This window comes from Sphingobium sp. GW821-FHT02B05, assembly GCF_059421905.1.
In genome coordinates, this window is the sequence record NZ_JBWKVW010000003.1 from 145002 (window position 1) to 162564 (window position 17563).

Below are 17563 nucleotides of genomic sequence, written 5' to 3' on the forward strand. Positions count from 1 at the left end.
ACGGAAAAGCGAACAGGGAAGAGACGATGGCAGGCGCCAAGAACCACGATTATCACATCCTTCCGCCCAGCATCTGGCCGTTCTTCGGCTCCATGTCGGCGCTGGTCATGGCTCTGGGCGCGATCATGTGGCTGCATCCCGATGCCATGGGACCGGGCGGTGGCTGGGTCTTCCTGCTAGGCGTCGGCGGCGTCCTCTTCACCTTCTACAGCTGGTGGGCCAATGTCATTGCCGAAGCGCATGCCGGCGACCATACGCCGGTGGTCCAGCTGCACCTGCGCTATGGCATGATCCTGTTCATCGCATCGGAAGTCATGTTCTTCGTCGGCTGGTTCTGGGCCTTTTTCGACTTCTCGCTCTTCCCCAGCGCGCTCGCCCCGATCGAGGGTCTGTTCCCGTCCAAGGGCGTCGAAGTCATGAATGCGTTCGAGCTGCCCTTGCTCAACACGCTGATCCTGCTCTGTTCGGGCACCACCGTCACCTGGGCGCATCACAGCCTGATCCATGGCGACCGCGACGGCCTGATTAAGGGGCTCTGGTGCACGATCCTGCTCGGCGCACTGTTCAGCAGCATCCAGGCCTATGAATATGCCCACGCCCCGTTCGACTTCGGCGGTAACCCGTACAGCTCGGCTTTCTATATGGCGACCGGCTTTCACGGCTTCCACGTTCTTGTCGGCACCATCTTCCTGATCGTCAACCTGGTCCGCGCCTATAAGGGCCACTTCACCGCGCGCCAGCATTTCGGCTTCGAAGCAGCTGCCTGGTACTGGCATTTCGTCGATGTGGTGTGGCTGTTCCTCTTCGTCGCCATCTATGTATGGGGCGGATGGGGCGCACCGGTCCACGGCGGCTGAGGCGTCGCGCTACGCCTGTCAGATCAAGCGGCCGGGGCATCCGCTCCGGCCGTTTTCTTTTGTACCGATCGGCGAAAATGATGATGACGGATTGCATCGTGTAAATCTGCGATCGCTTACCAAGGACAGGCCATGACCGATCAGCCCACACCCACCCGCATCCCGCTGATCCCCACCATCCTCGTCGCACTGGCGGTGCTGCTGATGATCGGCCTGGGCGTCTGGCAGCTCCAGCGTCGTGGCGAAAAGGAAGCCGCGTTAGTGCTGGCCGCCGCCAATCCGGGCCGGCCGGCCGTCTCCTTCCCGAAGCTGCCGCCGGTCGACGCCGATATTCTTTTCCGCCCCTCTTCGCTCCATTGCCTGCGCGTCGTCGGCTGGCGGGTGGAGGCGGGGCGCGCGGCCGACGGATCGACGGGCTATCGCCACATCGCGGAATGTTCGACCGGGGCGGAAGGGCCGGGCGCGCTGGTCGCGATCGGGGTGGGGCAGAAGCCGGACGAGACGCCCGCCTGGACGGGCGGCCAGGTCAGCGGCTGGATTTCGCAGGAACCCGATCATCGCGCCCTGGTCGAACGCATCGGCGGCAAGGCGCCGCCGCTCCGCCCGATGCTGATCGCCCGCCAAGCGCCCGCCGGCCTCAAGGCAGCCGCCCCGCCCAGCGCGGCCGATGTCCCCAACAACCATCTCGCCTATGCGGTGCAATGGTTCCTCTTCGCCGTCGTCGCGGTCGTCATCTATATTCTCGCCCTGCGCCGCCGGAACAAAAGCGCCTAATCGCTTGCTCCCGCGCGCGCGGGTCGCTACCGCGCTTTCCCATTATGCAATATCAGAGCACCAGGGGGAGCGCGCCCGCGCTCGGTTTTGAGGATGTGACGCTGGCGGGGCTGGCGTCCGATGGTGGCCTGTATCTGCCGACCCGCTGGCCGGCCTTTACCGCCGACCAGATCAGCGCCCTTGCCGGCCTCTCCTATGTCGAAACCGCCGTCCGGGTGATGGCGCCCTTCGTCGCGGGATCGCTCACCGAAGACGAACTGCGCGAGCTTTGCACCGCCGCCTATGGCCGTTTCAGCCATCAGGCCGTGACCCCGCTGGTGCAGCTCGATCACCAGCACTGGCTGCTGGAACTGTTTCATGGTCCCACGCTCGCGTTCAAGGATGTCGCGCTTCAGCTGCTCGGCCAGCTGTTCGAACGCTTCCTCTCGCGCCGCGACGATCACCTCACCATCGTCGGCGCGACGTCGGGCGACACCGGTTCGGCCGCGATCGACGCGGTTGCAGGGCGTGAGAAGATCGACATCTTCATGCTCCACCCGGAAGGCCGGGTATCGGACGTGCAGCGCCGCCAGATGACCACCGTGCTGGCCCCCAACGTCTATAATATCGCGATCGACGGCAGTTTCGACGATGCGCAGGCGCTGGTGAAGGCGATGTTCAACGACGCCGACTTCAAGAGCCGCTTCAACCTGTCCGCCGTCAACTCCATCAACTGGGCGCGGTTGATGGCGCAGGTCGTCTATTATTTCTACGCCGCCGTGCGCCTGGGTGCGCCGGGCCGGCAAGTGGCCTTCTGCGTCCCGACCGGCAATTTTGGCGATGTGTTCGCCGGCTATGTCGCGGCGAAGATGGGCCTGCCCGTCGCCCGCCTGATCGTTGCCACCAACGTCAACGACATCCTGCACCGTGCCCTGTCCGAAGGCGACTATAGCCAGGGTCAGGTGGTCGCCACCGCCACGCCCAGCATGGACATTCAGGTCAGCTCCAATTTCGAGCGGCTGCTGTTCGACGCGGGCGGCCGCGACGGCCTTGCGCTCGCCGACCAGATGCGCGGCTTCGAAGCGAGCAAGGCGATGCGCCTCACCAACGCCCAGCGCGAAGGCGCAGCGCACCTCTTCTCCTCCGCGCGCGTGGATGCCGATGGCATGACCATGGCGATGCGTTGGGCCTACGACGGCGCCGGCCAGATCGTCGATCCGCACAGCGCGATCGGTCTGGCGGCGGCGCGCGAAGCCGGCATCGACGCCGCCATCCCGGTGGTGACGCTGGCGACCGCGCATCCGGCCAAGTTCCGCGATGCCGTGGAACGCGCGACCGGCACCCGTCCGCCGCTCCCCGCGCGCGTGGGCGACCTGTTCTCGCGTGAGGAAAGCTATGCCAAGCTGCCCGGCACGTTCGAGGCGGTCACCGCCTACATCGCCGAACGCGCGACCCCGCGGGCCTAACCCGCCGCCATCCGGTTCGCGCTTGTCGACAACCGAATGTGCCAGGGTTCTCGACAGGCTCGAACCGAAAGGGACATTGCTATGGAATTGAAAACCCTCATCGGCGAACCCTGGTCGGATTACGGCCTGCTCGATTCGGGCGATGGTCGCAAGCTGGAGCGCTACGGCCGCTTCCGCTTCATCCGCCCTGAACCGCAGGCGATGTGGAAGCCCGCGACGACGGACTGGCGCGCCGACGGCGAATTCATCCCCGGTTCGGACGAGGATGGCGGCGGCCGCTGGTATTATGAAAAGCCGGTCCCGGCCGAAGGCTGGCCGCTGCACTGGCGCGAAGTCACCTTCCAGTCCAGCTGCACCCCCTTCCGCCACCTCGGCTTCTTCCCCGACATGGCGCCGATCTGGGACGATCTGCGCGCGACCTATGCCGACAAGCCCGATGCGGAGGTGATGAACCTGTTCGGCTATACCGGCGTCGGTACGCTGGCCCTGTCGGCCGGCGGCGCGCGCATGGTCCATGTCGATGCGTCGAAGAAATCGGTAGCGCAGGCGCGCGCCAACGCCGCTTTGTCGGGCATGGAAGACAGGCCCGTCCGCTGGATCGTGGAGGACGCCGCCAAATTCGTCGCCCGCGAAGTGCGCCGCAATCGCCGCTATGACGGCATCCTGCTCGACCCGCCCAAATATGGCCGTGGTCCCGATGGCGAAGTGTGGCGGCTGGAGGAGGATCTTCCCGGCCTGATCGCCAACTGCCGGGCCTTGCTCGACGCCGACAGCCGTTTCCTGTTCCTGACCGTCTATGCCGTGCGCATGTCGGCGCTGGCGATCGGTGAATTGCTGCGTCAGGCGTTCGCAGACCTCCCCGGCACGGTCGAGGCGGGCGAGCTGGCCGTAAGGGAAGAAGCGCGCGGCATCGCGCTCCCGACCGCCATCTGGGCACGCTGGAAACGCTGACCGTTAAAATTTGTTAACGGCTCCCTGCTAATGTCGCGACCTTCGAAACAAGGTCGCGCATGTTCAATTCTCTCTCCGCCCGGATCGCCGCCTTTGGTGCGCTGGTCTTCGTCGCCCTGCTGGCGCTCATCTGGATGCTGGTCGATGCGTCGATCCAGACCCGCGACAGCTTTCGCTGGGTCACCCATTCGGCCGAAGTGATCGAGACGATGGACGACGCCCTGTCCGCCCTGAGGGAGGCGGAATCGGGCCAGCGCGGCTTCGTCCTGACCCGCAATGCCAGCTTTGCCGATCCGGCCGATGCGCGCCTTGCCGTTTCGCGACAGGCGATGGGGCATCTGGTCGAACTGACCGCCGACAATCCGATGCAGAATATGCGCGCGCGCGAACTGCGCAGCCTGATGGACCGGCGCATCACCATGCTGCGCGGGACGTTGGCGGATGCGCGCAGTGGCGATTTCGACAAGGCCCGCAGCATGATCGCCAGTGGGACCGGCCGTGACCTGATGGCGATGGTGTCGCTGCGCGTCGACAGCTTCCTGGCCGAAGAGCGCGCGCTGCGCCTCACCCGCATCGACGCGGCCGATCGCCGGCTGACGCGGGTTCGGCAACTGGCGCTGGTCGGCGGCCCGATCATCGCGCTCGCCATCCTGTCCGTTTCGCTGCTGCTGATCTGGGGCATCCGTCGTCCTGCCGGCGTCATCCGCCGGGCGATGACGGCGCTCGGCGATGGCGACCGCGCCATGCGCGTCACCGCTGCCATGGGATCGCATGAATTTGCCCAGCTGGCGTCAGGCTATAATGAAATGGCCGGCCAGTTGCAGGCAGCGATCGCCGATCAGGGGCGAAGCGAGCAGGAATTGAAGGTCGCCCATGGCGAGTTGATGCGCAACAGCGGCATCCTGCGCGAACGGGGCGAGGTGATCGAACTGCTGGGCGGCATGGCCCACCGGATGCAGGCCGCCCGCACGGACGAGGAACTGGCGCAGGTCATCCGCGTCTTCGTGCCGCGCGTGCTGCCGGGCATCCCCGGTGCGCTTTATGCCCATAATAACAGCCGCAACCTGCTGGTGCCCATCACCGGCTGGGGCGGCTTCCTGCCCAGCCCCGATGGCTTCGCGCCCGACCAGTGCTGGGCGCTGCGGCGCGGGCAGAGCCATTTCGTGGCGGAACCCGGCGGCGATATCGTCTGCGGGCATGTCGATGCCGACGCCATCTATCATTGCGAACCGCTGCTGGCCGGTGGCGAGGTGATCGGCACCCTGTATCTGGAGGGTGTGATCGGCGAGGAAAGCGGTTTCCGCCTGACCGTGATGGCGGAAAATATCAGCTCCGCCCTGGTCAACCATCGTCTCCAGCGGGGCCTGCGCGAACAGACGATCCGCGATCCGCTGACCGGCCTGTTCAACCGCCGCTATATGGAAGAAGCGCTCACGATCGAGATCGCCCGCGCCCGCCGCTCCGGCGTGCCGCTCAGCGCCGTCATGTGCGACGTCGATCATTTCAAGCGGTTCAACGACGAATTCGGCCATGATGCCGGCGACGTCGTGCTCCAGGCGGTCGCCAATGAAATGCGCGGACGCTTCCGCGACGGCGACATCGTCTGCCGCTATGGCGGGGAGGAATTTGCCGTCATCGCGCCGGGCACCACCGCGCAGGCGCTGGCCGGCCGGGTGGAGGAAGTGCGCAGGGGCATCACCGAAATCGTGCTGCGCCATGGCGGCCGCGCGCTGGGGTCCACCAGCATGTCCTTCGGCATCGCGACCTGGGACGACAGCATGGCCGGCGACGGCGCGGCGTTGCTGCAACTGGCCGACGCAGCCCTTTACCGGGCAAAGCGCGACGGCCGTAATCGCACCGTCATTGATCTGCCGGCTGCCGCCTGACGAAATTTTACTCTGCCATCGAAAATGGCGATGCGTGCAATATTCCCCGGCGCAGGCCGGGGTCCGGTTCGGACCGTGGATCTGCACCCCGGCCTGCGCCGGGGAGCAGCTGCGCCGGGAAACAATGCGCCGGGGAACAGGGGTATCGGCCCTGTTCCTTTTGTCGGTATCAGGCCAGTGTCAGGTAAATTTCCGCCTCGATCAGCCAGTCGACCCCGACGTTCCGCCATTTGGCGCTATATTGGCCCGACGCGATCGTCACGCCATCGACCATGCCGGTCCAATGGCCATGCTCCATCGCGATCGGTTCGACCGACGATGCGACGATCCTGTCGGGCGTGCGGGTGTAGATCATCCGCGCCTTCGCAGCGAATTCGCGCTTCCACGCCAGCAATTGCGCCTTGCGCCCGGCGATGATGGCGCTGTCGGTGCCAGTCATCATCACGACGTTCATCGTCAGCAATGGCCCGATGGCGTTCAGGTCGCCCTCCGCCAGCGCCCGGTTGAACGCGGCGCGCGCCATGCGGATGGCAAGGTCAGCGGTGGCGGTCATGGCGAGAAACGTCCAAAATCCCCTTCGTTTCGAGCGAAGCCTGTCCCGAGCCTGTCGAAGGGTCGAGAAATGAGGCAACGCTGAGTTCAGTGAAGCTGAACTGCAAAATCGCGCTATCCGCTTCTCGACCGGCTCGAAGCGAAGGGAGGTCGAAAATCACCCACAGCGCGCCGTCGTGATCAGCATCGCCTCGTCATAGCTGACGGTCAGCCGGTCCGGCCGGAAATCCATCGTCATCGCCATGCCGGGGCCGCCCCAGCGCAGCGTCTTCGCGCCCGACGCCTTGAGCAGTGCCGCGCCGACCTCCGCGCTGGCCTTCTGCCCGGTGAAGCTGTCCAGCCCGTCATTCCTGCACGGCCCTTGGGCGGAGGTCGCGGGCGGGGTTGCTGGTCCCTCTCCATCCGCGCCGGCACATGCGGACAAGCCCAGCATCATCAGACCCATGATCGCCATCCGCATCGCCGCTCTCCCTTATTCCGTGCGCGTCATCTTCAGCCGGCCGTTGCGGACGGCAAAGGCCATGCGGCCCTCGACCAGATCAACCGCGTCCCGGCCGAATTGTTCATAACGCCAGCCTTCCAGGATGGAGAGGCCTTCGCGCACGCCCGCCGCCAGCGCGTCGATATCGTCGGTCCGCGCGATCAGCCGGGCCGCGACATTGATGTCGCGCGACCGTATCTTGAGGAGCAGCTTGAGCAGGTCGGCGACTAGCGCACCATCCTTGCCGAGGCCGGGCCGGCGCGGTTCGCGATCGGGCATCTCGTCGCGCCCCAGCGGCTGGTGCTTGGCCAGCGCGTTCATCAACCGCGCGCCGATATCGTTGGTGCGCCAGGTGGCGGACAGGCCGCGTACCTTGCCCAATTCCTCCTGGTTGCGCGGCGGATGGCTGGCGATGTCGGCCAGCGTCTCATCCTTGACGATGCGGCCGCGCGGCAGATTCTTGTCCTGCGCCTCGATCTCGCGCCATGCCGCCAGCGCCTTCAACCGGCCCAGCACATCGGGCTTCTTGCTGGCGATGCGCACGCGCTGCCAGGCCTGCTGCGGGTCGTTTTCATAATGGGACGGATCGCTGATCCGCTCCATTTCCTGGTCCAGCCAGTCGCCACGCCCGGTCTTGCGCAACTCTTCCAGCATCTTGGGGAAAATCTGGATAAGGTAGGTGACGTCGCCGATCGCATAGTCGATCTGGCGCTTGTCCAGCGGCCGCCGCGCCCAGTCGGTGAAGCGCGCGCCCTTGTCCAGCACCACGCCCATCCACGCATCGACCAGATTGCCGTAACCAATCTGTTCGCCAAGGCCCAGCGCCATGGCCGCGATCTGCGTGTCGAACATCGGGTGCGGCGTCTTGCCGGTCAGGTTGTGGACGATCTCTATATCCTGCCCGCCGGCATGGAAGACCTTGAGCACATCCTCATTGTTCACCATCAGGTCGAGCAGCGGCGTCATGTCCAGCCCCGGGGCCTTGGGGTCGATCGCGGCGGCCTCGTTCGGGTCGGCGACCTGTACCAGGCACAGTTCGGGCCAATAGCTGTTTTCCCGCATGAATTCGGTATCGACGGCGATGTACGGGGATTTTGCGATGCGGGCGCAGAAATCGGAAAGAGTCTTGCTGTCGGTAATCAGCGGATGAATTTGCATATGGTCTTCGATCTTATTATGGGCTGGCCCGCATCCGCGGGCTGGTCAATGTTTGACAATGCCGGCCATAGCTGGACTGCAACAGTTTGTCATTTCCGTAAAACGAATCTGAAAGATCTAAACGCCATGCACGCCTATCGCACTCATACCTGCGGCGCCCTGACCACAGCGGACGTCGGCAATGCGGTCCGCGTGTCCGGCTGGGTCCATCGCAAGCGCGACCATGGCGGCGTGCTGTTCGTCGATTTGCGCGACCATTATGGCATCACCCAGATCGTGGCGAAGGCCGACAGCGATCCGCTCCGCGCGCTGGAATCGCTTCGTCTCGAATCCGTCGTGACGATCGAGGGCAAGGTCGTCGCCCGCGCCGCCGAAGCCATCAATCCCAAGATGGCGACCGGTGAGATCGAGGTCGTGGCCGACGTCGTGACGATCCTGTCCGCCGCCGCCGAACTGCCGCTGCCGGTTGCAGGTGAGCAGGATTATCCCGAAGATATCCGCCTGCGCTATCGCTTCCTCGACCTGCGCCGCGAAACGCTGCATGCCAACATCGTCAAGCGTACCAAGGTCATTTCCGACATGCGCCGCCGGATGGAGGGCGTGGGCTTCACCGAATATTCGACGCCGATCCTGACGGCCTCTTCGCCCGAAGGCGCGCGCGACTTCCTGGTGCCAAGCCGCATCCATCCCGGCAAATTCTACGCCCTGCCGCAGGCGCCGCAGCAATATAAGCAGCTGTTGATGGTCGCCGGCTTCGACCGTTATTTCCAGATCGCGCCCTGCTTCCGCGACGAAGATCCCCGTGCCGACCGTCTGCCCGGCGAATTCTACCAGCTTGACCTGGAAATGAGCTTCGTCACGCAGGAAGACGTCTGGAACACGATGGAGCCGGTCATCGCCCAGGTGTTCGAGGCATTTGCCGACGGCAAGCCGGTCACCCCCGCAGGCAGCTTCCCGCGCATCCCGCATGCCGAAGCGCTGCTGAAATATGGCAGCGACAAGCCCGACCTGCGCAACCCCATCATCATCCAGGATGTGACCGACCATTTCGTGGGTTCGGGCTTCGGCATCTTCGCGTCGCTGGTCGACGGCGGCGCGCGCATCCGCGCCATCCCGGCGCCCGGCGCCGGGGCTGGCAGCCGCAAATTCTTCGACGACATGAACGTCTGGGCGCGCGGCGAAGGCTATTCGGGCCTTGGCTATATCAACATCAAGGATGGCGTGCCGGGCGGTCCCATCGCCAAGAATCATGGCGAGGAAGCGACGGCGAAGCTGATCGCGGCGCTTGGCCTTGGCCCCAACGACGGCGTCTTCTTCGCCGCCGGCAAGGAAAGCCAGGCCGCCAAGCTCGCCGGCCTCGCCCGCATCCGCGTGGGCGAACAGCTCGACCTCATCGACAAGGACCGGTTCGACCTGTGCTGGATCGTGGACTTCCCCTTCTACGAATATGATGAGGACACGAAGTCGATCGACTTCGCCCACAATCCCTTCTCCATGCCGCAGGGCGGCCTCGACGCGCTGAACAATCAGGATCCCCTGACCATCAACGCCTATCAATATGACATGGTCTGCAACGGCTTCGAAATCGCGTCGGGGTCTATCCGGAACCAGTCGCCCGAAGCGATGGTCAAGGCCTTCGAACTGGTCGGCCTGTCCCAGCAGGATGTGGAGGAGCGCTTCGGCGGTCTCTACCGCGCCTTCCAATATGGCGCGCCGCCGCACGGTGGCATGGCCGCGGGCGTCGATCGCATCGTGATGCTGCTGTGCGGCGCGCAGAATCTGCGCGAAATCACGCTGTTCCCGATGAACCAGCGCGCCGAAGACCTGCTGATGGGCGCGCCCAGCGCCGCCGAATTCAAGCAGCTGCGCGAACTGCACGTCCGCGTCGTGGAGCCGCAGGCGAAGGCCTGACCTTACCTGTTCCCCGGCCTGCGCCGGGGAACGCCTCAGCTCGGTAAGGATTGCGCTCGTCCGCCGGATCGAACACATTCGGTCCAAAGGAGACGCGCCCATGACCATAGACCTTGCCGATTACGAACAGGGCGCGAAATATAAGGGCGATTATGAAGCCGACCTCGCGGCGCTCCAGCAGCGGTTGGCGAAGATTCAGGTCGCGCACATCCTGCATGGCAAGCGCAGCGTCATCCTGTTGGAAGGGTGGGACGCAGCGGGCAAGGGCGGCATCATCAAGCGGATGAGCGCCGACTGGGATCCGCGCTATTATCAGGTCCATCCGATATCCGCACCGACCCAGATCGAACAGGATCATCATTTCCTCTGGCGTTTCTGGACGCGCCTGCCCGCCAGCCACAATATCGGCATCTTCGACCGCAGCTGGTACGGCCGCGTACTGGTGGAACGGGTGGAGGGCTATTGCAGCAAGGCCGACTGGAAGCGCGGCTATGACGAAATCAACGCCTTCGAAAAGCAGCTGGCACAGGCCGGCACGCATTTCGTGAAGCTGTTCGTCCATATCACGCAAAAGGTGCAGGACGAGCAATTGGCCCAGCGGCTCGACACCCCCTGGAAGCGGTGGAAGACCGGTGCCGACGATTATCGCAACCGCGCCAGGCGGGCGGACTATCTCGACGCGATGCACGCCATGTTCAAGAAAACCGACACCAAGCACGCGCCATGGCAGGCGATCGACAATAATAATCGCAAGGCGGGGCGCATCGCGGCGCTGACCTATATCGCCGACCGGTTGGAGGCATTTGTGCCGATGGATTTCCCCGATGCCGACCCGGCCATCGTCAAGCTGGCCAGGGATGCCTTTGGCTACAAATTAAAAACATAGCGAAAACAGGGGTTTGTAACAAATCTGTCATGAAATTCTAACGCCGCATTTACCATTTCCGGTCTAATCGGGCCATCATGTTGGTCGCACCCATAAGATTGGACGATATCCCGTCCCTCCCCGGTCTGCCTTTGGCCGAGCGTAGCCCCGTCATCCGGCTGGGCCGTCCGCTCAGCGAAGCGGTGGACTGGTTCCAGCGCGATTCCGGGCTGCGTCTGCTGCCGGTACTGGATGCGCAGGATCGGCCGGTCGGCGCCATCTATGAGCGCGACATGCGCCGCATTCTCTTCAATCCTTTCGGCCATGCGTTGCTGCGCAATCCCAGTTTCGGCGGTCGCCTCGACGATCATGTCCGCCCCTGCGCCCGCGTCGACCGGGCGGAAAGCGTGGAAGCGCTGGTGGATCTGTTCGCGGCGCAAGGGACGGGATGCGAAGGGCTGATCGTCACGGATGGCGGCCTGTATGCCGGTGTCCTGGGCAGCGCGCTGCTGTTGCGACTGGCGGCCGAGCGGGACGCGCGCGTAGCGCTGGAACGCGCCGTGCGAGTCGAACAGATTACGCAGGAAAGCGCGTCCTTCCGCCATGACATCGCAACGATGATAGCCGACATGGCCGCCATGGCGGAACGCCTGTCGGCGCTGGCGGGTGAGGCGGCAGAGCGCGCGGCCGGCGACGGCGCGGATTCGGCGGCGATGGCGGTCGCGGCGGCGCAGACGGCAGAGCGACTGGGCGAGCTGGCGGCCGGAGGCATCGAACTGGGCCAATTGTTCCGGGCGATGGAGGCCGAAGCGGAGGCCGCCGGCGCCGCCATTGCAGAAGCCGCCGCGCGCAGCCGTTCCGGCGTCGAACGCAGCGCCGCGCTGCGGACGGAGGCGGACGGCATTGGGGACGTCGTCGCCCTGATCGACAGTATCGCGAAGGCCACCGCCATGCTGGCGCTCAATGCCGGAATAGAGGCGGCGCGGGCCGGGGAAGCGGGCCAGGGCTTTGCCGTGGTCGCGCGCGAAGTGAAGTCGCTCGCCCAGCAGACCCGCGACGCGGCTGCCGGCATCGCCGGTCACATCGACCATATTCGCGCCACCATTGGCGAAGTGGCGGCCGGCCATGCGCATATGGACGCCACCATGGCGCGCGCGGACCGGCTGTCGGCAGCTGTGTTCGAAGCGGTAGCCCGCCAGAGCAGCTTCAGCCGCACCATGGCGCAAAGCGTGGCGGAGGCTGGTCATAGCAGCGCGCATATCCGCACCGGCGCACGCCAGATCAGCGACAATGCGCAGGCCACGGCGCTCGCGGCGCGGGGCATGCGCGACGTGGCCGACACATTGGCGGAAAAGGCGCATCGGCTGGAACAGCGGGCCGGTGGCTTTATCGCGGCAATCCGCGCGGCCTGAATATGGCGCTGGCATCCCGGTACAAAAGCGTTAGGCTGTCCGTCCATATATAAGGAGAGGACGCCATGCTCGTGATGTTCGTCGGCACCGATCGCACCCAGACCGCGATCAACCCCGCGCAGGTCACCTTCGTCACCCAGGTCAGCGACGGCACCCGCATCCGCTTTGGCGAGGGGCGCAGCGTCACCGTCACCGAACCGATCGATGCCGTGCTCGACAGCCTCAACCAGGCTCTACGCCCGCACGAATAGCAGAGGCGCGCCTTTCTGCGGTGACAGGAAGACGCGCTTGCCCCATTTGCCATGCTGGGGACAGGTGCGGTCAACCTGGATAGGCGATCGCCATCACCTCATATTCCTTATCACCTGCCGGCAATCGTACCCGGCGCAGGTCGCCCACCGCCGCGCCGCGCAACGCCCGCGCGATCGGGGATCCCCACCCGATCCGCCCGGCATCCACATCCGTCTCGTCATTGCCCACGATCGTCACGGTACGGTGATTGTCATCCTCGTCGGCGATGGTGACGGTCGCGCCGAAATAGACCCGGCCCTTGTCGGGCTGCTGCCGCGCATCGACGACCTTGGCGTCCTTCATCTTCTTCGACAGGCGCTTCAACTGAAAATCGATCTCCCGCATCCGCTTGCGGCCGTACAGATAGTCGCCATTCTCGCTGCGATCGCCATTGCCCGCCGCCCAACTTACCACCTCGACGATCGCGGGCCGCTCGACGCCCAGCAGATGGTCATATTCGGCGCGCAGCTTCGCGAAACCTTCGGGGGAGATGTAATTGGGATAGGGGGTTGTCATGGCCGGACTCCCTAGCTGTTCGGGCTGAGCAAAGTCGAGACATGGGATGTGAACGACTTTTCTGATTTGCAAATGCATCAAAGGCCAGAGTTAGGGCCGTTTCCCGTTCCGTTCAGGTGGAGCCGAAAAGTGTGATTTTCGAGTAACGGAGCGCAGCGTACTCAAGTACGTGAGCACCGGAACGCAGAAAAGCGCGCTTTGCAGGCCCATCTGGGCGGAACGGAGAATGGCCCTCAGCCCGGTGTCTGCTTGCCCAGATAGCGGCTCAGCACGGCGCTGGTCCCCCGAAACTTCGCCCGCTCCGGGTTCATCGCTTCATAGACCACGGCATTTTCCAGCACGCGCTGCACATAGTTGCGCGTCTCGAAGATCGGGATCTGCTCGATCCAGCGCAGCATGTCGGCGCCCGGCATGCGCGGGTCGCCATTGGCGCGGACCCATTTGTTCACATTGCCCGGCCCGGCATTATAGGCCGCAACGGCCAAGGGATAGCTGCCGCCATAATAGTCCAGCATTCGCTGGAAATAGCCCGACCCCAGCATGATGTTGTAGCTCGGTTCATTGAGCGATCCGGGATTGTAGCTCATGCCGAGCTTCCCCGCCTGCTCGCGCGCGGTGCCGGGCATCAGCTGCATCAGGCCGCGTGCGCCGGCATGGGATACGATCTGCCGGTCGAACTGGCTTTCCTGCCGGGCGATGGCATGGACCATGGTCCAGTTATATTGCGCCTCCGACGGCACCGGCACGCGCGGAAAGGCGGCCTCGCCATAGCCGGTCAGGCCGCTCGACACGGCGCGGCGCCCCACCATCACGCCCATGTCCGGGCGGCCGATCTTCTGCGCCAGTTCGGCCGCCAGATAATGATCGACGTCGCTGTCGGCATTGTTGGCGATCGCGCGGGCGAATTTGCTCTGGTCTTCCCAATAACCCATCTGGCCCAGCGCCTTGACCGCGCGCACCACCGTACGATTGTCGAAGGCGGCGCGTTCGGCCGCCGAAATCGGCACCGGCCGCTCGACCGTGGCGGGGGCGGGGATCGGCCGGCCCAGCCGCTCCAGCGCCAACTGGCCGTAAAACTGGTCGGGATAGACGCCCGCCTGGTTGAAATAGCTGTTGGCGCTGGCCTGATCGCCGGCCTGCAATGCGGCGCGTCCGGCCCAATAATAGCCCTTCGACCGGGTCTGGGGCGATTTGGCCGCGTCGGCATAGCGGCGGAACATGATGACCGCGTCGGTCGGTCGGTTCAGATTGTAGAAGGCGGTGCTGCCCGCCAGCCAGGCCAGGCTGGTATAATCGTCGCGCACGCCGATCGGCTGGATGCTGACATCGGTGCCGGGCGGGATCGCATCGTCGATCTTGCTGGCGATGCCATAGGCAAAGCTCCACTGGCTGTCATTGGCGGCACCGCGCGCCTGTCCCAGCAGCACTTCGTAGAATTTTTCGGCATTGGACGGGCGGTAGGTGACGCTGCCCCGGTTCGCCAGATATTGCCGCGCCGCGACCCAATTGCCGGTATCGCGCAGCCAGGCCGCCTTGTCGGCGACATAGCCTGCGTCGCTCGCGCCGATCCCCTCGGCCGCCTGCATCAGCGACGCTGCATCGGGCGACTGGCGGCGGAAGGCGATCCGCGCCTGGAACGCGGCCCGGCGCGCCGGGCTGACATAGGCGATCATCCGCGCCGCCCCGTTCGTGTCATTCGCCCATAGCAGCGCATCGGCGCGCTGGTCATGATCGGCTGGCGTCAGGCTGGACCCGAACAGCGACAACAGCCGTGCCTCGTCCGTCACGCTCAGCGATCCGCCGATCCAGGCATTGCGCGCGGCCACCCGTGCTTCGTCCATGCGCCCCAGCTGCATCAGCGCCACCGCGTTGCGGGCATGGCCGGTCGCGGTACGGGCCGGGAAGCGCGCGAAGAAGCCCGTCACCTGATTGGGATCGAAACTGTCCGGATTGATGCCCGTTTCCGCCAGCCGCCGCATCCGGTCCTCGCCCGGCCAGCCGGGATTGGCGACGATGAAGCTGGCATAGGTGGAAAAGCCCAGACCATCGCTCTGCTGAAGCGCGCGCCAGGTGTTGATCGTGCCGGATACGCTGCTGTCCTGCGCCACGCCGATTCGGCTCTGCGCCTGTTGCCAGGGGCTGGGTTGCCCGGAACCCTGAGCGTCCTGCCCGGGCAGGGGCTGCACCATGGGGCCGCGGGCTGCGGGATATTCCGGCGGAATGCGCTGAACCGTTTCGGTCTGCGCGCCGGCACCGGCGGTCATCAGCAATAAGGCGATAATAGGCATGCGGATCAGGTAACTTTCGACAATCGGGGGCGTGCGCATGCTGGACATAATCGCAATTGCATCCTTATCAGGCCCTGAATGACGCGCTATAGCGCGCGGCTTGACGGATCATGCCCCGGCTGCCCGGAGATTTGAAGGAGTTTAATCATGTTTTCGGGCTCGATTCCGGCTCTGGTGACCCCGTTTCGCGACGGACGGGTGGATGAGGCTGCCTTTCGCGCGCTGGTGGACTGGCAGATAGAGGAAGGATCGAGCGCGCTCGTCCCCTGCGGCACCACTGGCGAAAGCGCCACCATGACGGTGGAGGAGCATAACCGGGTCATCGCCATCTGCGTCGATCAGGCCGCCGGCCGCGTCCCCGTGATCGCCGGCTGCGGGTCCAACGACACGCGAATCGCGCTGGAACATATGTATGCCGCGCAGGGGGCCGGCGCGAACGCCGCGCTGGTCGTCGCGCCCTATTACAACAAGCCCAACCAGGATGGCGTGTATCAGCATTTCGCCTATCTGGCCGAACGCTGCGACCTGCCCATCGTCCTCTACAATGTGCCCGGCCGCACCATCACCGACATCGGCGTGCCGGTCATGTATCGCCTGGCCGAGGAATATCAGTCGATCGTCGGGATCAAGGACGCCACCGGCAATCTGGGCCGCGTCACGGCCCAGCGTCTGGCCTGCGGTCCCGATTTCTGCCAGCTGTCGGGCAATGACGAAACCGCACTCGGCTTCAACGCGATGGGCGGCACGGGCTGCATCAGCGTCACCGCCAATGTCGCGCCGCGCCTGTGCGCCGATTTCCAGGCGGCCTGCGCCGCGCATGACTGGGATGGCGCGCTGGCGTTGCAGGATCGTCTTTATCCGCTGCACGATGCGCTGTTCAGCGATTCGTCACCCGGCCCGGTCAAATATGCGCTCACCCGCATCCGCGCCGACATGCCCAGCGACGTTCGCCTGCCGATCACCTGGCCGTCCGAATCAAGCCGTTCGGCGGTCGATCGCGCGCTGGAAATCGCCGGCCTCGTGTAAAGTCGCGGCCGGTGGCCCATATATGTGGCCCCATAGAGTGAAATGAGTAGTTAGACAGTCATGGCCCGCCCCCGTCCCGCAACCTTCGACAAGAAGAAGATCGTCGCCGAAAACCGGCGCGCGCGTTTCGATTATTTCATCGAGGACGTGTTCGAAGCGGGCATCGCCCTGCAAGGCACGGAGGTGAAGGCGCTGCGCGGTGGTGAAGGCAATATCGCCGAAAGCTATGCCGAGGTGAAGGGCAACCAGGTGTTTCTGGTGAACAGCAACATCCCCGAATATAGCCACGGCAACCGCGAAAATCACGAACCCAAGCGCCCCCGCAAGCTGTTGCTGCACGAGCGCGAGATCGAGAAGATGCACAGCGCCGTCTCTCGCAAGGGCATGACGCTGGTGCCGCTGATGATCTATTTCAACAGTACCGGCCGGGCCAAGATCGAACTGGCGCTGGCCAAGGGCAAGCAGAATCACGATAAGCGCGAAACGATCAAGGATCGCGACTGGAAACGGGATCAGCAGCGCATCATGCGGGACAAGGGCTGATCCATGGACAATCGGCTCACCCGATGGTGGCATGATAATGCCCCGACCCGCGAATCGCTGGAAAAGAGCCGTATCCTCGCCCCCGTCGCCCATCGCGTGCTGGAACCCTCGCTCTGGCGCTTTACCCGCCGTTCGGTGCCGCGCGGCGTGGCGCTGGGCCTGTTCGTCGGCATCTTCCTGCTGATCCCCGGCATCCAGATCGCCGGTGCCGCGCTGCTCGCGCTGCCGTTCCGCGCCAATATCCCGGTGGCGGCGGCCATGACCTTCCTCTCCAATCCTGCAACGACCCCGCTCATCCTGATGGCGTCGGTGTGGCTGGGCAACTGGATGCTCGGTCGCAGCGCCGATGCGTCCGGCTTCATGGCGCTGGTCGACGGCCATGCCTCGGTCAGCCAATGGACCACATGGCTCTTGTCGGAAGCCGCGCCGGCCATGCTGATCGGCCTCTTCCTCATATCGCTCGTCAGCGCCGCGATCGGCTATGTCATCGCCGACTGGTTCTGGCGTCGCCGCATGGGCCGGAAATGGCAGGCGCGCAAATTGAGGATTGGCAAGGTCCATCAAAGCGGCGCATTGGAGAAGGCGACGGGCGCCTGACGCCTGCATA

17 protein-coding genes are annotated in these 17563 nt (G+C 64.8%); 12 read left to right on the top strand and 5 right to left on the bottom strand.

The genetic code is table 11. The annotated features are described in order from the left end of the window. The first annotated feature begins 26 nt into the window (after positions 1-26). The 5 genes from AC07UX_RS12940 (at position 27) to AC07UX_RS12960 (ending at position 5913) form a co-directional block, all read left to right on the top strand. Positions 27-857, top strand: a complete 831-nt coding sequence (locus AC07UX_RS12940) for a cytochrome c oxidase subunit 3 (protein ID WP_495192418.1) — start codon at positions 27-29, stop codon at positions 855-857. Positions 858-989: 132 nt separating this feature from the next. Further along, entirely contained in the window at positions 990-1631 is a 642-nt protein-coding gene (locus AC07UX_RS12945; protein ID WP_495192419.1) for an SURF1 family protein, read from the top strand. Between the two features lie 44 nt (positions 1632-1675). Next, a complete protein-coding gene (gene thrC / locus AC07UX_RS12950) occupies positions 1676-3076 on the top strand; it encodes a threonine synthase (protein ID WP_495192420.1) in 1401 nt (466 codons plus the stop codon). An 81-nt stretch (positions 3077-3157) separates the two neighbouring features. After that, the gene (locus tag AC07UX_RS12955) at positions 3158-4027 is read left to right on the top strand and encodes an RsmD family RNA methyltransferase (RefSeq protein WP_184267833.1); all 870 of its coding nucleotides are present in this window, start codon (positions 3158-3160) and stop codon (positions 4025-4027) included. Positions 4028-4086: 59 nt separating this feature from the next. Then, entirely contained in the window at positions 4087-5913 is a 1827-nt protein-coding gene (locus AC07UX_RS12960) for a diguanylate cyclase (protein WP_495192421.1), read from the top strand. Between the two features lie 169 nt (positions 5914-6082). Here the strand turns inward: AC07UX_RS12960 and AC07UX_RS12965 are convergent, their stop codons facing one another. The 3 genes from AC07UX_RS12965 to rnd form a co-directional block, all read right to left on the bottom strand. Then, positions 6083-6466 (bottom strand): DUF4440 domain-containing protein, encoded by a 384-nt coding sequence (locus tag AC07UX_RS12965; protein WP_495192422.1) that lies wholly within the window; start codon positions 6464-6466, stop codon positions 6083-6085. Between the two features lie 156 nt (positions 6467-6622). After that, positions 6623-6925 (bottom strand): I78 family peptidase inhibitor, encoded by a 303-nt coding sequence (locus AC07UX_RS12970; RefSeq protein WP_495192423.1) that lies wholly within the window; start codon positions 6923-6925, stop codon positions 6623-6625. Between the two features lie 12 nt (positions 6926-6937). After that, positions 6938-8104 (bottom strand): ribonuclease D, encoded by a 1167-nt coding sequence (gene rnd, locus AC07UX_RS12975; RefSeq protein ID WP_495192424.1) that lies wholly within the window; start codon positions 8102-8104, stop codon positions 6938-6940. Between the two features lie 126 nt (positions 8105-8230). On the opposite strand from rnd, the gene aspS reads away from it, so the two are divergent. The 4 genes from aspS (at position 8231) to AC07UX_RS12995 (ending at position 12543) form a co-directional block, all read left to right on the top strand. Beyond that, positions 8231-10015 carry an aspartate--tRNA ligase gene (gene aspS / locus AC07UX_RS12980; RefSeq protein WP_495192425.1) on the top strand — a complete coding sequence of 595 codons (1785 nt, stop codon included), beginning with the start codon at positions 8231-8233 and terminating at the stop codon, positions 10013-10015. A 100-nt stretch (positions 10016-10115) separates the two neighbouring features. Next, entirely contained in the window at positions 10116-10901 is a 786-nt protein-coding gene (locus tag AC07UX_RS12985) for a polyphosphate kinase 2 family protein (protein WP_495192426.1), read from the top strand. A gap of 77 nt (positions 10902-10978) precedes the next feature. Further along, a complete protein-coding gene (locus tag AC07UX_RS12990) occupies positions 10979-12292 on the top strand; it encodes a methyl-accepting chemotaxis protein (RefSeq protein ID WP_495192427.1) in 1314 nt (437 codons plus the stop codon). 65 nt (positions 12293-12357) lie between these two features. Then, positions 12358-12543, top strand: a complete 186-nt coding sequence (locus tag AC07UX_RS12995) for a hypothetical protein (protein ID WP_120251562.1) — start codon at positions 12358-12360, stop codon at positions 12541-12543. 70 nt (positions 12544-12613) lie between these two features. On the opposite strand, the gene greB is transcribed toward AC07UX_RS12995, so the two are convergent. Together greB and AC07UX_RS13005 are read right to left on the bottom strand one after the other, a co-directional pair. Further along, entirely contained in the window at positions 12614-13099 is a 486-nt protein-coding gene (greB, locus tag AC07UX_RS13000) for a transcription elongation factor GreB (protein ID WP_495192428.1), read from the bottom strand. 233 nt (positions 13100-13332) lie between these two features. Beyond that, positions 13333-15435, bottom strand: a complete 2103-nt coding sequence (locus tag AC07UX_RS13005; RefSeq protein ID WP_495192429.1) for a lytic transglycosylase domain-containing protein — start codon at positions 15433-15435, stop codon at positions 13333-13335. 99 nt (positions 15436-15534) lie between these two features. On the opposite strand from AC07UX_RS13005, the gene dapA reads away from it, so the two are divergent. Genes dapA through AC07UX_RS13020 form a run of 3 tightly spaced genes read left to right on the top strand, consistent with a single transcriptional unit; the run spans position 15535 to position 17553 of the window. Then, complete coding sequence (dapA, locus tag AC07UX_RS13010) at positions 15535-16413, top strand: 4-hydroxy-tetrahydrodipicolinate synthase (protein ID WP_495192430.1); 879 nt, start codon at positions 15535-15537, stop codon at positions 16411-16413. Between the two features lie 60 nt (positions 16414-16473). Beyond that, the gene (gene smpB / locus AC07UX_RS13015; RefSeq protein ID WP_066599515.1) at positions 16474-16956 is read left to right on the top strand and encodes an SsrA-binding protein SmpB; all 483 of its coding nucleotides are present in this window, start codon (positions 16474-16476) and stop codon (positions 16954-16956) included. Positions 16957-16959: 3 nt separating this feature from the next. After that, entirely contained in the window at positions 16960-17553 is a 594-nt protein-coding gene (locus AC07UX_RS13020; protein WP_495192431.1) for a DUF2062 domain-containing protein, read from the top strand. Positions 17554-17563 lie beyond the last annotated feature (10 nt).

Coding starts and splice junctions, on each gene's coding strand:
- AC07UX_RS12940 (WP_495192418.1), top strand. CDS start 27: ATGGCAGGCGCCAAGAACCACGATTATCACATCCTTCCGCCCAGCATC.
- AC07UX_RS12945 (WP_495192419.1), top strand. CDS start 990: ATGACCGATCAGCCCACACCCACCCGCATCCCGCTGATCCCCACCATC.
- thrC (WP_495192420.1), top strand. CDS start 1,676: ATGCAATATCAGAGCACCAGGGGGAGCGCGCCCGCGCTCGGTTTTGAG.
- AC07UX_RS12955 (WP_184267833.1), top strand. CDS start 3,158: ATGGAATTGAAAACCCTCATCGGCGAACCCTGGTCGGATTACGGCCTG.
- AC07UX_RS12960 (WP_495192421.1), top strand. CDS start 4,087: ATGTTCAATTCTCTCTCCGCCCGGATCGCCGCCTTTGGTGCGCTGGTC.
- AC07UX_RS12965 (WP_495192422.1), bottom strand. CDS start 6,466: ATGACCGCCACCGCTGACCTTGCCATCCGCATGGCGCGCGCCGCGTTC.
- AC07UX_RS12970 (WP_495192423.1), bottom strand. CDS start 6,925: ATGCGGATGGCGATCATGGGTCTGATGATGCTGGGCTTGTCCGCATGT.
- rnd (WP_495192424.1), bottom strand. CDS start 8,104: ATGCAAATTCATCCGCTGATTACCGACAGCAAGACTCTTTCCGATTTC.
- aspS (WP_495192425.1), top strand. CDS start 8,231: ATGCACGCCTATCGCACTCATACCTGCGGCGCCCTGACCACAGCGGAC.
- AC07UX_RS12985 (WP_495192426.1), top strand. CDS start 10,116: ATGACCATAGACCTTGCCGATTACGAACAGGGCGCGAAATATAAGGGC.
- AC07UX_RS12990 (WP_495192427.1), top strand. CDS start 10,979: ATGTTGGTCGCACCCATAAGATTGGACGATATCCCGTCCCTCCCCGGT.
- AC07UX_RS12995 (WP_120251562.1), top strand. CDS start 12,358: ATGCTCGTGATGTTCGTCGGCACCGATCGCACCCAGACCGCGATCAAC.
- greB (WP_495192428.1), bottom strand. CDS start 13,099: ATGACAACCCCCTATCCCAATTACATCTCCCCCGAAGGTTTCGCGAAG.
- AC07UX_RS13005 (WP_495192429.1), bottom strand. CDS start 15,435: ATGTCCAGCATGCGCACGCCCCCGATTGTCGAAAGTTACCTGATCCGC.
- dapA (WP_495192430.1), top strand. CDS start 15,535: ATGTTTTCGGGCTCGATTCCGGCTCTGGTGACCCCGTTTCGCGACGGA.
- smpB (WP_066599515.1), top strand. CDS start 16,474: ATGGCCCGCCCCCGTCCCGCAACCTTCGACAAGAAGAAGATCGTCGCC.
- AC07UX_RS13020 (WP_495192431.1), top strand. CDS start 16,960: ATGGACAATCGGCTCACCCGATGGTGGCATGATAATGCCCCGACCCGC.